This window comes from Synechococcus sp. MU1611, assembly GCF_020514255.1.
Lineage (GTDB): Bacteria > Cyanobacteriota > Cyanobacteriia > PCC-6307 > Cyanobiaceae > Parasynechococcus.
Map to the genome: position 1 here is coordinate 52,379 of NZ_VTLC01000002.1, position 13,287 is coordinate 65,665.

14 protein-coding genes are annotated in these 13,287 nt (G+C 63.3%); 7 read left to right on the forward strand and 7 right to left on the reverse strand.

The window, feature by feature from the left end; all coding sequences use genetic code 11:
- Nucleotides 1-11: 11 nt before the first annotated feature.
- The 3 genes from FZZ92_RS04750 to FZZ92_RS04760 are packed head-to-tail and all read right to left on the reverse strand — an operon-like array spanning nt 12 to nt 3,885.
- Nucleotides 12-953, reverse strand: a complete 942-nt coding sequence (locus tag FZZ92_RS04750; RefSeq protein ID WP_226397362.1) for a DNA polymerase III subunit delta' — start codon at nt 951-953, stop codon at nt 12-14.
- Nucleotides 950-1,579 carry a dTMP kinase gene (tmk, locus tag FZZ92_RS04755; protein WP_226397363.1) on the reverse strand — a complete coding sequence of 210 codons (630 nt, stop codon included), beginning with the start codon at nt 1,577-1,579 and terminating at the stop codon, nt 950-952. The genes FZZ92_RS04750 and tmk overlap by 4 nt, the downstream gene beginning before the upstream one ends.
- Nucleotides 1,576-3,885, reverse strand: coding sequence for a heavy metal translocating P-type ATPase (locus tag FZZ92_RS04760; RefSeq protein ID WP_226422716.1), 2,310 nt, complete (start codon nt 3,883-3,885; stop codon nt 1,576-1,578). The genes tmk and FZZ92_RS04760 overlap by 4 nt, the downstream gene beginning before the upstream one ends.
- Before the next feature lie 85 nt (nt 3,886-3,970).
- Here FZZ92_RS04760 and FZZ92_RS04765 point away from each other — a divergent pair, with 85 nt between their 5' ends.
- Nucleotides 3,971-4,492 (forward strand): photosystem I assembly protein Ycf3, encoded by a 522-nt coding sequence (locus tag FZZ92_RS04765; protein WP_115024398.1) that lies wholly within the window; start codon nt 3,971-3,973, stop codon nt 4,490-4,492.
- A gap of 1 nt (nt 4,493) precedes the next feature.
- Here FZZ92_RS04765 and radA read toward each other — a convergent pair whose 3' ends face one another.
- Entirely contained in the window at nt 4,494-5,891 is a 1,398-nt protein-coding gene (gene radA / locus FZZ92_RS04770) for a DNA repair protein RadA (protein ID WP_226422717.1), read from the reverse strand.
- A gap of 90 nt (nt 5,892-5,981) precedes the next feature.
- Here radA and rpaB point away from each other — a divergent pair, with 90 nt between their 5' ends.
- The 5 genes from rpaB to FZZ92_RS04795 are packed head-to-tail and all read left to right on the forward strand — an operon-like array spanning nt 5,982 to nt 10,650.
- Nucleotides 5,982-6,728 carry a response regulator transcription factor RpaB gene (gene rpaB / locus FZZ92_RS04775; protein ID WP_115094937.1) on the forward strand — a complete coding sequence of 249 codons (747 nt, stop codon included), beginning with the start codon at nt 5,982-5,984 and terminating at the stop codon, nt 6,726-6,728.
- The gene (gene plsX, locus FZZ92_RS04780; protein ID WP_226397366.1) at nt 6,709-8,028 is read left to right on the forward strand and encodes a phosphate acyltransferase PlsX; all 1,320 of its coding nucleotides are present in this window, start codon (nt 6,709-6,711) and stop codon (nt 8,026-8,028) included. The genes rpaB and plsX overlap by 20 nt, the downstream gene beginning before the upstream one ends.
- Before the next feature lie 57 nt (nt 8,029-8,085).
- Nucleotides 8,086-9,075: a beta-ketoacyl-ACP synthase III gene (locus FZZ92_RS04785; protein ID WP_226422718.1), complete on the forward strand. Its 990-nt coding sequence runs from the start codon at nt 8,086-8,088 to the stop codon at nt 9,073-9,075.
- A gap of 28 nt (nt 9,076-9,103) precedes the next feature.
- Nucleotides 9,104-10,000 carry an ACP S-malonyltransferase gene (gene fabD, locus FZZ92_RS04790; RefSeq protein ID WP_226397368.1) on the forward strand — a complete coding sequence of 299 codons (897 nt, stop codon included), beginning with the start codon at nt 9,104-9,106 and terminating at the stop codon, nt 9,998-10,000.
- Nucleotides 9,997-10,650 carry a lysophospholipid acyltransferase family protein gene (locus tag FZZ92_RS04795; protein WP_166018477.1) on the forward strand — a complete coding sequence of 218 codons (654 nt, stop codon included), beginning with the start codon at nt 9,997-9,999 and terminating at the stop codon, nt 10,648-10,650. The genes fabD and FZZ92_RS04795 overlap by 4 nt, the downstream gene beginning before the upstream one ends.
- On the opposite strand, the gene FZZ92_RS04800 is transcribed toward FZZ92_RS04795, so the two are convergent.
- From FZZ92_RS04800 to FZZ92_RS04810, 3 genes are read right to left on the reverse strand one after another with little or no spacing between them, the layout of a single operon-like run.
- On the reverse strand, nt 10,613-11,188 hold the full coding sequence (locus FZZ92_RS04800; protein WP_115024411.1) for a YdcF family protein: 576 nt from the start codon (nt 11,186-11,188) through the stop codon (nt 10,613-10,615). The genes FZZ92_RS04795 and FZZ92_RS04800 overlap by 38 nt on opposite strands.
- Nucleotides 11,188-11,847, reverse strand: a complete 660-nt coding sequence (gene tsaB / locus FZZ92_RS04805; RefSeq protein WP_226422719.1) for a tRNA (adenosine(37)-N6)-threonylcarbamoyltransferase complex dimerization subunit type 1 TsaB — start codon at nt 11,845-11,847, stop codon at nt 11,188-11,190. The genes FZZ92_RS04800 and tsaB overlap by 1 nt, the downstream gene beginning before the upstream one ends.
- Entirely contained in the window at nt 11,808-12,059 is a 252-nt protein-coding gene (locus tag FZZ92_RS04810; RefSeq protein WP_115024415.1) for a Ycf34 family protein, read from the reverse strand. The genes tsaB and FZZ92_RS04810 overlap by 40 nt, the downstream gene beginning before the upstream one ends.
- Before the next feature lie 31 nt (nt 12,060-12,090).
- Here FZZ92_RS04810 and FZZ92_RS04815 point away from each other — a divergent pair, with 31 nt between their 5' ends.
- Nucleotides 12,091-13,284: a CCA tRNA nucleotidyltransferase gene (locus FZZ92_RS04815; protein WP_226422720.1), complete on the forward strand. Its 1,194-nt coding sequence runs from the start codon at nt 12,091-12,093 to the stop codon at nt 13,282-13,284.
- The last annotated feature ends 3 nt before the right edge of the window (nt 13,285-13,287 follow it).

Here is a 13,287-nt window from a genome sequence, read left to right on the forward strand (position 1 = left end):
CAGACGGCCTGTTAAACGGATGGCGTGAGATCCAGAAGCGCCACCTCCCAGGCCAGACGAGGCTGTACGAAAGAGAGCAACTGACCGCGCAGCATGTCCAGTCGCTTGAGCATCGCAGCGGAGCTACCGCAGTGCCAAAGCCGATGTTGCCACCAGCCGATCAGCCACAGCTGCTGCTCGCCATCCAGGGCTTCGCACAGATCGCGCGCCAATGACAGAGCCTCCATCGGATTGGCAGGCAGGGCGTTGAAGCGCTGAACCAAGTCCTCCGGTACACCCGCCAGGCTGCGGCGATGATCGATCAAAGCACCTGGAGAACCGGCAGCCAGCGCCAGCAGTTCTGGCGCGTCTTGAGCCATGGCACCGGTGCGCTCGAGCACTTGTGCCATGGCCTCGGGATTGAGCCTGAGAAAACGGATCAACTGACAACGGGAGCGAATGGTGCTGAGCAGCCGCTCAGGGGCTGATGTCAACAGGATCAGCACCCCATGGCCTGGTTCCTCCAACGTTTTCAGCAGGGCGTTTGCCGCTGCCTCCGCCATCGCTTCGGCGGCTTCAATCACCACCATGCCTCGCTGGGCCTCCACGGGCTGCCGTGCCAAACAGCGGCCAATGTCTCGAATCTGCTCCAACCGCAACTGTGGCGGGGTCCGGCGACTGAGTCCCGCCTCCTCGGCTTCAGCACGGGTGAGCAAACGCCCCTGATGCTGATACGTGGGCTCCACCCAGAGCAGGTCAGGGTGATTGCGCTCCAGCAAGCGTCGCCGCTCCCGGGCAGAGGGCTGACCATCGGCCAGCAGACCCTCCAGAAAACGCACTGCCGTCAGTTGACGCCCGACCCCCTCAGGGCCGGCGAAGAGGTAGGCCGGTGCCACGCGCCCCTGGGCGAGGGCTGCCGACAGCAGATCAACTGCGAGGGGCTGGCCGATCAGATCCTCAAACAGCGCGCTCAAGCCAGATGCTCCTGAAGCCGACGTTCCAGAGCAGCACTGACGGCACTCGCTGACTGGTCAGCAGCGACAGAGCACCAGGAGCGCTGCTGCGCCAACTGCGCAAAACCCTGCGAGACCCGTTCCAGGAATGCAGCTCCCTCCGCTTCGATGCGGTCTTGCTTGTCCCCAAGGCGCCGCTCAAGACTGGCTTGAACAGGAAGGCGGAGCCAGAGGCTGAGATCGGGCTGCAAGCCAGTGGTAGCGATCTGTTCAAGCCGTTGAATCAAGTCTTGATCCAAGCCACGGCCATAGCCCTGATACGCCAAGGTTGAACCCGCGAAGCGATCACTGAGAACCCAGTCGCCACGTTCCAGGGCCGGACGGATCAACGTTTCAACGTGCTGAGCCCGATCAGCGGCATACAGCAGCAACTCGGCGGTGGGAGCTGGTGCCTCCTGGTCGACTGTATGCAGCAGGAGTTCACGAATCGAGCGTCCGAGGGGGGTCCCTCCGGGCTCACGGGTACAAACCAAAGAAGCGCCCTTCGGCATCAGACCGCTTGTGGGCAACCAATCGACCAGATGACGGATCTGCGTGGTCTTGCCGCAGCCATCAATGCCCTCCAAAACAATGAGACGTCCAGTCATGGCAAGCGAAGAGCCAAGGCATTCATCACCACGGTGATGGAACTCAAGGCCATCAGCAGCGCTGCCAGCGGAGGCGACAACAGCACGCCGTGGCTGGGGAGCAGGGCTCCCGCAGCAACGGGGAGAACGATGAGGTTGTAACCGAAGGCCCAGAACAGGTTCTGCCGCACCTTCACCAGAGTGCGGCGGGCCAGGTTGAGGGCTTCGGGAAGGTTGTCGAGCCGATCGCCAAGCAGCACAAGACCAGCGGAGTCCTGCGCGATCTGCGTTCCAGTACCGATGGCGATCCCAAGATCAGCCGCGGCCAAAGCCGGCGCATCGTTGATGCCGTCGCCCACCATCGCCACCCGCTCGAGCTGACGCAGCTGCTCGAGGCGTTGCAGCTTCTGCTCCGGGAGCATCTGCCAGCCCAGATCATGAGCCGCGAAACCCAACTGCTGACCGAGGCGGCGGACGGCCGCCTCCCGGTCACCGCTGAAGACCGAAAGGGTCAAACCATGGGTCCGCAGGCGTTGCAGCGCAGGAGCGACATCCGGACGAATCTGATCCTCGATCTGAATCAGTCCCAACAGGCGATCACCCATAGCAACCGCCACCACCGAGCCTTCAGCCGCAGAGAGCCAGCCCTGAGCGGCTGGGGAGATGTCCACACCCTGCGCCACCAACCAGTCGGGCTTTCCGACACGAAGCCTGGCCGACGCACCATCCACATAACCTTCCAGCCCCTGACCGGACACAGTGCGAACGTCATCGCACTCCAGCAGTTGGAGCTCCCGGCCCTGGGCCTCCTGCAGCAGGGCATAGGCCAAGGGGTGACGGCTGGTTTGCTCCAGGCTGGCGGCGAGTTGCAATAAACGATCCGGTTCATCCCCGTGCACATCGGTCACCAGAGGGCGACCCAAGGTGAGGGTGCCGGTCTTGTCGAAGACCACATGATCCAGACCCGCGGCGGTTTCGATCACATCGCCACCGCGGAACAGCCAACCGCGCCGCGCTGCCAGGCCGGTGGCCACCGTAATCACGGTTGGAGTTGCCAGACCGAGGGCGCAGGGGCAGGCGACAACAAGCACAGCGATCGACAGTTGCAAGGCCAGACCAATCGGGGTACTGGCTCCATGTCCCAACCCCCCGTGATGCGTCTCATGGGGCATCGCATGGTCATGGGGCATCCCGGGCGCTGAAGCCTGCAGGACCTGGGGCCAATGCTCCGCACCGAACAACCACCAGAACAGAAACGTTGCGAGAGCCAGGCCAATAACGCCATAGCAAAAGCGGCCCGCCACACGATCGGCAAGGCCCTGGATGGGGGCCCGACGGGCCTGGGCCTGCTCCACCAAGCGAATGATCCGGGCAAGAGCGGTTTCGGCGCCAACTCGGGTGACCTTGAACACCAGGGTTGCCTCCAAATTGAGGCTGCCGGACGACAACTCGATGCCGGGCTCTGCCTGCAACGGCAAGGGCTCACCGGTAAGGCTCGACACATCAACGGCCGAAGCCCCCTCAAGCACCACTCCATCCACCGGCACGCGGTCACCCGCCAGCAACTGAACGGTTTCACCGGGCCTGAGAGCCCCGACGCGCACCTCACGAATCGCGCCGTCGGGCAACAACAGGCGAGCCGTGTCCGGCTGGAGCCGGGCCAGTTGCTGCAACGCCTGCCCGGTCCGAAAACGGGCCCGTTCCTCCAAGAAACGTCCAAGCAGGACGAAGCCCAGCAACATCACCGGTTCATTGAAGAAGCAGGGCCAACCCACCTGGGGCCAGACCAACGCCACCAGGCTCGCCACATAGGCACTGCTCACCCCCAGGCCCACGAGTGAGTCCATGCTGGGAGCCCCTGCACGGGCAGCGGCAACACCACCCACCAAGATCGGACGGCCTGGCCCGAGCAGAGCCACTGTTGCAAGCGTGGCGTGGAAGGGAAGGGTGCCGATCAGAGGCAGCGACAGCTGCCCTGCCTCACTGAGATGCCCAAGCACAGACAGCAGCAGCAGCAGTAGGGCAACCATCAGCTGTCGCCATTGCTGCCACCAGCCCGGCAATGCTTGGCCGGCAGCCGCCGCACCTATTGGGTCGTCCAAAGCGCGCTCTTTGGCCGGGAACCCCCTGTCTGCAAGGGCTTTCAATACCCCAGCAACATCACTCTCACCCGCGGTGAGATCGAGCCAGGCCGAGCGGCTGACCAGATTCACATCGGCACGCTGGACACCAGGCTGGTCCAAGAGGGTGGTTTCAACAGCGCGAACGCAACCGCCGCATTTCATCCCTTCCACATCCAGGACGACGGTCTGAACCGCAGGGCTCACAGGTGTTTACGCAACAGGGATCATTACGAGCAGGCTAGGTCGGGCTCTGATCCCGTCAGGATGGGGGCCAGTCCGCCGGAGCGCCGTGCCCCGCAGCAACCGCAACGACAACTTCATTGACAAGAGCTTCACGGTGATGGCGGACCTGATCGTCAAGCTGTTGCCGATCAATGCCCGCTCGAAGGAGGCCTACGTCTATTACCGCGATGGCCTCTCTGCACAGAACGATGGTGATTACGCCGAGGCGCTGGAGAACTATGAGGAGGCCCTGAAGCTTGAGGAGAACTCCACAGACCGGAGTGAAACCCTCAAGAACATGGCCATCATCTACATGTCCAACGGCGAGGAGGAGCGGGCCATCGAGACCTACCGCCAGGCTCTCGAAGAAAACCCAAAGCAACCCTCCTGCCTCAAGAACATGGGGCTGATCTACGAAAAACGGGGGCGAATCGCCGAGGAAGGCGGTCGGCAGGACGAAGCCGATCGCTGGTTTGACCAGGCGGCCGATGTCTGGACCCAGGCCGTGCGCCTCAATCCCGGCGGTTATCTCGATATCGAGAACTGGTTGAAGTCAACAGGCCGCAGCAACGTCGACGTCTACTTCTGAATTAGGTCGGATCGGGCTGCACAGCATCACCGAGCGCCAGCACCAAGGCCTCGGTGACGTTATCGGCCTCCAGAAGAGCTAGATCAAGGCCCGACGCCAAATCTCCGAGGCCACTGCCCCGGGGCACGACAGCCCGTCGAAACCCCAGCCGTGCCGCTTCCTGGAGCCGCAACTCCAGCTGGCCGACAGGGCGCAGCTGTCCCCCCAAACCGAGCTCTCCGATCAACACCGTGCCCGCGGGAAGGGTGAGGTCTCTGAAGCTGGCAACCACCGCAGCAGCAACCCCCAGATCCGCCGCTGGCTCCTCCACCTCCAGACCACCCGCAACGGCGAGGTAGCAATCGAAGCGCGAGAGCGGCAGTCCCATGTGCTTCTCGAGCACCGCAAGGATCTGGTGCAAACGATTCGTGCCGATCCCTGTGGCCGTGCGGCGCGGGCTGGCATAGCTGGTGACATTCACCAGAGCCTGCAGATCCACCACCAGCGAACGCGTGCCCTCACAGGCCACGATCGTCGCCACACCGGACGCACGGGCATCGCTGAGGAACAGCTCACTGGGGTTGCCCACCTCGGCTAAGCCACCGCTTTGCATCTCGAACAAACCCAACTCATGGGTGGCGCCAAAGCGGTTCTTGACGGCACGCAGCAGGCGGTGACTGGCGAACCGGTCACCTTCGAAGGTGAGCACGGCATCCACAAGGTGTTCCAACACCTTCGGGCCGGCCAGCATGCCTTCCTTGGTGACATGGCCCACCAACAGCAGGGAAATGTTCTGGCGTTTGGCCAACCGTTGCAGGGCAGCCGCACATTCGCGCACCTGGCCAACCGACCCCGGAGCACTGGTGAGATTGGCGTCATGCAAAGCCTGAATGCTGTCGATGATCGCCACAGCGGGGCGAAGCGCTTCCAGCTCTTCCAACACCAATTCCAGATCGGTTTCGGCCAGCAACTGCAGCTCCGATGCACCTCCAGCGAGCCTCTGCCAGCGCAGCTTCACCTGCTGCGCAGATTCCTCAGCACTCACGTACAGCACCGATGCACCGGCCGCCATCGCCGAGGCGCTCTGCAGCAGCAATGTGCTCTTGCCGATCCCCGGATCGCCTCCGACGAGCACCAGAGAACCGGGTACAAGGCCTCCACCCAAAACACGGTCAAATTCAGCGGAACCGGTCGCCAGGCGCTGCAGCGGTTGATCCTCCAGCGAGGCCATGGCGGTGGACCGTCGCGGCGCAGCGGCCACCTCTGGATCCGGGGCACTGCGGCGGCGACGGCCATCGGCTGGAGGCTGAGATTGCTCCACCAAGGAATTCCAGCTGCCGCACTCGGGGCAACGGCCAAAAAACTGTCGGGCACGGGCTCCGCAGACCTGACAGACAAAAACAGCGATGGACTTGGGCACTGCGAACTGTGAAGAAAGTTGCCGTTGAATGAACGAATCAGGGGGCTGCCCTTTTATTTGTGGCGAGAAGTGACTAACGCCTCGTTGCCCATGACGGCCACGGCTCCCACCAAGGAAACGATCCTCGTGGTCGACGATGAGGCATCGATCCGACGGATCCTGGAAACCCGGTTATCCATGATCGGGTACAACGTGGTGACCGCCTGCGACGGCACCGAAGCCCTGGAATTGTTCCCGACCTGCACTCCCGACCTCGTGGTGCTGGACGTGATGATGCCGAAGCTAGACGGCTACGGCGTCTGCCAAGAGCTGCGCAAGGAGTCGGACGTACCCATCGTGATGCTGACGGCCCTCGGCGACGTTGCCGACCGGATCACAGGGCTTGAGCTTGGGGCCGATGACTACGTGGTGAAGCCCTTCAGCCCCAAGGAGCTGGAAGCCCGCATCCGCTGCGTGCTGCGACGGGTTGAGAAGGAACAGGTGGCGGGCATCCCTAACTCCGGGGTCATTCAGGTGATCGACTTGCGAATCGACACCAACAAACGCCAGGTGTTCCGTGGCGACGAAAGGATCCGGCTGACAGGCATGGAATTCAGCCTGCTGGAACTGCTGGTGAGCCGTTCCGGTGAACCGTTCAACCGCGGCGAAATCCTCAAAGAGGTTTGGGGTTACACCCCGGAACGCCATGTGGACACCCGGGTGGTGGATGTTCATATCTCCCGCCTGCGATCCAAACTGGAGGATGATCCGGCCAATCCCGAGTTGATCCTCACAGCTCGGGGCACCGGCTACCTGTTCCAGCGCATCGTCGATTCCGTTGCCTCCGAAGGTCCCTGATCCCGCCCCGGCCCCTCAGCCGCGGAACAAGACCAACCGTCCTCGGGCGATCCGTCGCCTGGTGATCTGGTATCGGCGCAACGCCGCCGTCACAACCATCGTGGATGGTGCTGCCAACTCAGCAACGGCAGCGGGATCGATGGCGGGCAACGTGGCGGAAACCGTGGTCTCCGGAGCCGGCACGGTGGCCAGCAGCGTGCTCCAACCTCTGGTTTTCGACCCTCTCCGCTGGCTGCAGGGGGGCACCGACACCGACGACATTGACGATGCGGAGCGTCTCTGGGTCGCCGTTGATGGCATGGGCGGTGACCATGCGCCGGGGCCGATTCTGGAGGGATGTCTGGACGCCATTGACCGGCTGCCTCTGAAGATCCGCTTCGTGGGGGAAATCGAGCGGGTCATGGCCGCCGCCAACAGCCTCGGCCTGCGCGAATCCCTAGAAAGTGCAAGGGCAGCAGGGCATCTGGATCTGGTGGCCAGTGGCCCCTCCATCGGCATGGATGACGAGGCCACGGCGGTGCGGCGCAAACGGGACGCCAGCATCAATGTGGCCATGAACCTCGTGAAGAAAGGGGAGGCTCTCGCGGTTTATTCAGCCGGGAATTCCGGCGCGGTGATGGCTTCGGCGATTTTCCGGCTGGGACGGCTGAAGGGCATCGACCGACCAGCCATCGGTGCACTGTTCCCAACCAAAGATCCCGGTCAGCCGGTGTTGGTGCTCGACGTAGGCGCCAACATGGACTGCAAACCCGCCTATTTGCACCAGTTCGCCCTGCTGGGGAACATCTACAGCCGTGATGTTCTCCAGGTGAGTCAACCGCGGATCGGCCTGCTGAACATCGGCGAAGAGGAATGCAAGGGGAACGATCTCTCCTTAAAGACCCATGAACTGCTGCGGGATGAATCCAGGCTGCATTTCGCCGGAAACTGCGAAGGCCGTGATGTGCTCTCGGGCAATTTCGACGTGGTGGTCTGTGATGGATTCACCGGCAATGTGTTGCTGAAGTTTTTGGAATCCGTCGGCAGTGTTCTGCTGGGGGTGCTGCGGGCGGAGTTGCCCCGGGGGCGGCGCGGCAAGGTGGGATCAGCGTTTCTGCGCAGCAACCTGAAACGCATTAAGAAGCGGTTGGACCATGCCGAGCACGGTGGGGCGCTGCTTCTGGGCGTCAACGGCATTTCCGTGATCGGCCATGGCAGCAGCCGGGCCCTCTCGGTGGTTAGTGCCCTGCGCATTGCCCACTCCGCTGCGAGCCATGGCGTGATGGAGGATCTCGCAACACTGCATCAGGGTTGTGATTGACTGACGCGACGTCCTTCAACCTCCGCTTTGGTCGAGCCGCTCAGCACAACCAGAGGGGTGTTGTTCCGAGGGTCTGGCAGCGCGACGCCCAGCCGCTCCATCAGCAACGAAGAGCTCGGCCAGCGGGTTGAAACCAGTGATTCCTGGATTCGGAGTCGTACCGGGATTGCCGCACGACGTGTGATCGATGCGGATGAATCCCTCAACGAACTGAGTGGATTAGCAGCGGAACGGGCTCTGGCCATGGCTGGTTGGTCTGCCGACAGCCTCGATCTGATTGTGTTGGCGACCTCCACCCCAGACGACCTGTTCGGCTCGGCGCCACGCCTGCAGGCTCATCTCGGTGCCACCAATGCCGTGGCCTTTGATCTCACCGCCGCTTGCAGTGGCTTTCTTTTCGCCGTTGTCACCGCTGCCCAGTACCTGCGCAGTGGGGCGATGCGCCGCATCCTCGTGGTGGGAGCCGATCAACTGAGCCGCTGGGTGAACTGGGACGACCGACGCTCCTGTGTTCTGTTCGGTGATGCGGCCGGCGCCGTGGTGCTGGAGGCATCAGACAACGGCCAAGACAATCTGGAGGGATTCCTGCTGCGCTCTGATGGCAGCCGAGGCGAGGTGCTCCAGCTTCCCCAGGTCAGCGAGCGCAAGTCCCTTGTGGGGAACGCCAGCCATCAGTGCGGCGGCTTCGAACCCATTCAGATGAACGGGCAGGAGGTCTACAAATTCGCGGTGCGCGAAGTGCCAGCCATTCTCGAGCAACTGCTCGAACAGAAAAGCGTCGCCGCAGATGCCGTGGACTGGCTGCTACTGCATCAGGCCAACCAACGCATCCTTGATGCAGTGGCAGATCGCTTCTCTGTCCCATCCGAGAAAGTGCTCAGCAACCTGGCGCACTACGGCAACACATCGGCGGCCACCATTCCCTTGATGCTTGACGAAGCCGTGCGCGATGGACGCATCCAACCCGGGCACCGCATCGCCAGCAGTGGCTTCGGAGCGGGATTGAGCTGGGGTGCAGCACTCTTCCGCTGGAGCGGGCCCGCCTAATCTCCGGCACGGTCAGCAGAACACAGCAATGGCGATCGCCTGGGTCTTTCCCGGTCAGGGCTCTCAAAAGGTGGGCATGGCAGAAGCGCTGCTCAGCATCGATGGCAGCCGCGAACGTTTCGCCACAGCCTCCGAACTGCTGGGGCGCGACCTCTTGGCGATCTGCCAGGGCGAAAGCGGCGGCGGTGATGGACCGGATGATCTCAACGACACCCGCAACACCCAGCCCGCCCTGTTCGTGATCGAATCGCTGCTGGCCGACAATCTGCAGCAGCAGGGCCGCGAGCCTGCACTGGTGGCCGGCCACAGCCTGGGCGAGCTGGTCGCCCTCTACAGCGCTGGTGTATTCGGGCTGGACACCGGCCTGCAGCTGATGAAAACCCGCTCAGAACTGATGGCGAGCGCTGGGGGCGGTGCCATGACGGCCGTGATCGGCTTCGATCGCGGTCAGCTGGACGACCTGGTGGCCGCCACGGACGGCGTCAGCATCGCCAACGACAACAGCGATGCCCAAGTGGTGATCTCCGGCGCTCCAGAGGCCGTGCAGAGCGTGAGTGAAGCCCTGAAATGCAAGCGCGCGATCCCTCTGGTCGTTTCCGGGGCTTTCCACTCTCCTTTCATGGCAGAGGCTGCTGAGCGCTTTGCCGCTGCACTGGACCAGGTGCCATTCCAAGATGCCCGCGTTCCGGTGCTCAGCAACAGCGCTGCCAGCGCCAGCACCAGCGCTGACGAGCTCAAACAGCGCCTGAAGCAACAGATGACAACAGGGGTGCGCTGGCGAGAAACCATGGCGGCCATGACCGACAGCGGCGTCGACACCCTGGTGGAAATCGGACCGGGGAACGTGCTCAGTGGCCTGGCGAAACGCAGCATGAGTGGCGTGACCACCGCCCAAATCGCCGGGGCGGGAGACCTCGGACAGTGAGTCAATCCAGCCTCGTCCCCACACCCAAGCCGAGCTTCACCTACAGGCTGGTCAGCAACCTTCTGGTCTTCCCTGTCTTTCGCTTGCTGTTCCGCGGCTCGACCGCAGGCAACAACCGAGTACCCATGCAAGGGCCTCTCGTGGTGGTGGCCAACCACGGCTCCCATCTGGACCCCCCCTTGCTGGGCCATGCCCTGGGGCGCCCTGTTGCTTTCATGGCGAAGGCAGAACTATTCAGCATCCCGCTGCTGGGACGCGTGATCCGGGCCTGTGGTGCCTACCCCGTCCGGCGGGGGGCCAGCGATCGCGAAGCGATTCGAACCGCGACGGCACGGCTCGAGGAGGGCTGGGCCACCGGCGTTTTCCTGGACGGCACGCGACAAAGCGACGGCCGGATCAACAACCCACTCCCCGGAGCGGCCCTTCTGGCGGCGCGTACAGGCGCCCCACTGCTGCCGGTGGCCATCCATAACAGCCACCGCGCCTTGGGAACGGGGCGCAGCTGGCCGCGGCTGGTGCCCATCCAGCTGCGTATCGGTGACCCCATCCCGGCACCGGCCAGTCGCCGCAGGCCCGATCTGGATGCCACCACCGCCCTGCTGCAGGAACGCATCAATGCTCTGCTGGATCAGGGTCCGCAGCATCCCTGAGGTCTCGACCCGTCATCACCCAAGCCACAGCGCGCAGCCAGTCACTCCATTTCTTCAAGCGACCCTCCTGCATGCAATCCGTACGGCACTCCACGGGAACTCCGGTGAGCTGAATTCCACGGCTGCCAGCCACCACCTGGCCCACCGCCATCGAGCGGGGCAAGTGGTCTTCGCTGGTCACCAGCAAGACATGGCGAACGCCATCCGCCTGCAGCTCGTCCACGACAGAGGTGAAGTTGCTGAGGGTGTCACGGGCCCTGTAATCGAGGGTGACGCGGTCTGGATTGAAGCGCTCTTCACTGAGCATCCATTCGGCGTACTCAGGATTGCTGCCACCGCTCACCAGCAGCGGCAGATCAAGCTGACGCGCCAAGCGGGCACCCATGCGTTCCCGGTCCACATCACCTCCAAGCACAAGAACGAGTTGCGGTGGGCTGCGATCCAACAGAGCCTGGCGATAGGGAGACAGCGGTCCGGGCCCCAGCAGCCAGGCCATGAGGCCGGCACCCAGCAGCAGCCCTGTGCGCACTCCCGCCATCAGACCTGTCCAACAGGAGAGGTGGGATAGATCGGCAAGACCTTGGCCCAGGGCAGCGCAGCGCCAGCGGCATGACTGCGTTTCAACAGCTGCAACAGGCGCGCCACATCCTCAGCCACATCGAGTTGAGCCCCAAGGGCTGGCTTGGGAGAGCATCCCTCCGGCAACAACGTCGGCAGGCTGAGTTCGTGGACCTGCCCCGCGGTGACCTGGTACTGACCACCAACCACCCCCCTGCGGGGCAACTCCTGAGTGATCCAGAACGGTTGCCCATGATTCGATCCGAGCAGTTGCGACTCCAGGCGTGGCGCCATCAAGGCGTAACTGCTTACTCCGAGCAGAGGGCAATCCAGCTGTTGCGCCAGGGTGCGCGCCATCACCACCGTCAGGCGGGTGCCGGTGAAGCCGCCGGGCCCCGTCGCCACGGCAAGGCCCTGCAATTGAGGCCAACGCTCAGGGGGGAGGAGCGCCTGAACGCGCGAAATCAAACTGTTAGACAGCCCCCGTCCATCCGGATGAACCTGCACGAGCGGTCCTGCTCCAGGCTGCTCAGGATCCAGCAGCGCCATGCCAAAACGATCCGAACAGCTGTGCAAGGCGAGCAGCAGCGGCAAGGCCGTCATCGGGGCAACTCCTGTCCTGGACAGCAACGCCGCCATCGACCGGGATCTGCCTTAAAGCTTGAGCAGGACCGAACATCCCACTCAACCCCGGCCTGACCATTGGGGAGATCGATCACCGACACGTGAATTCTCGGCGCATCTGGCTCAAAATCCGGGGTCTCAGCAAGATGCGGAACGCCATGCTGACGCTCAACTGCGTGATAGGCCTGACAACGGTCGACCCAGCTGCAGTCCACGCAGATGCACATGCCTCCCAAGGCCGTTCACTCCCCCATTCTGATGGTCCAAGGCTCTGGCGACGCACTGCTTGAACAGTTGCGAGCGCGACTGGCTCCAGCGCAATGGCCGCTACCCCTGAAACGGCTCCCCAAAGGCACAGCGCTGGTGGGCGGGGCAGTTCGCGATGGATTGCTCGACCGTCTCCAGGATCAACCCGATCTAGACCTCGTGGTCCCGACCGACGCCATCGCTCTGACCCAGGCCCTAGCCCAGGAGCTCCATGGCACCTGTGTGGTGCTGGACACGGAACGGAGCATTGCTCGGCTGGTGCTCGGAGGCTGGACGGTGGACATCGCCCGACAGGACGGTGCCTGCATCGAAGACGATCTCTGGCGCCGCGACTACCGACTCAATGCCATCGCTGTTTCGCTCCAACCCTGGGGGCAGTTGTGGGACCCCACCGGTGGGCTGAACGATCTCCAACAGGGTTGCCTGACGGCTGTGTCGGAAACCAACCTCACCGACGATCCCTTGCGGCTGCTGCGGGGCTTGCGGCTAGCGGCTGAGATCCCGCTCACAATATGCAGCCAAACCATGGGCTGGATTGAGCGTCATGCCTCACGGCTGCCTGAGGCGGCACCGGAGCGGATCCTCGCGGAACTGCAGCGCCTGGTGCGGGGCGAGCACGCCGATGCGGCGATCGCAACCTTAAAGAGCGTGCCGTTGCTTCGCCCCTGGGCCGCCGAGGGGCAACCTCCAGCGCCCTCTGACACGGAAGGGATGAGCAAGGAGGAAATAGCTGTCGCTCTGCCCTTGGCGCGGTTAACAGCCCTCATCAGTGATGACGGCATGATCCAACTCCGAGCCAGTCGGGCCCTGCGCCAACGCTGCGAACGCCTGCGGTTCTGGCAGCAGCGCACCGGCCTGGCACCGGAGTGTCTGCAGGAAACCGATCGACTGAGATTGCATGACGAGCTTGAACGGGATCTCCCCGCCCTCGCCCTGCAACTGCCAATGCCCGAGAAAGAGATCTGGCTGCGGCGATGGCGAGACGCTGACGACCCCCTGTTCCACCCCAGAGCACCCATCGACGGCAACAGCCTGGTCAATGCCCTGGAGATCCAACCCGGCCCCCTTCTCGGACGTCTACTGCATCATCTGAAGCTTGAGCGCGCCTTCAAAAGGATCCAGACCACGACTGAGGCCATTGAGGAAGCCAAACATTTCTTGACCCGTGAAAGCGAGGCTCTGTGATTA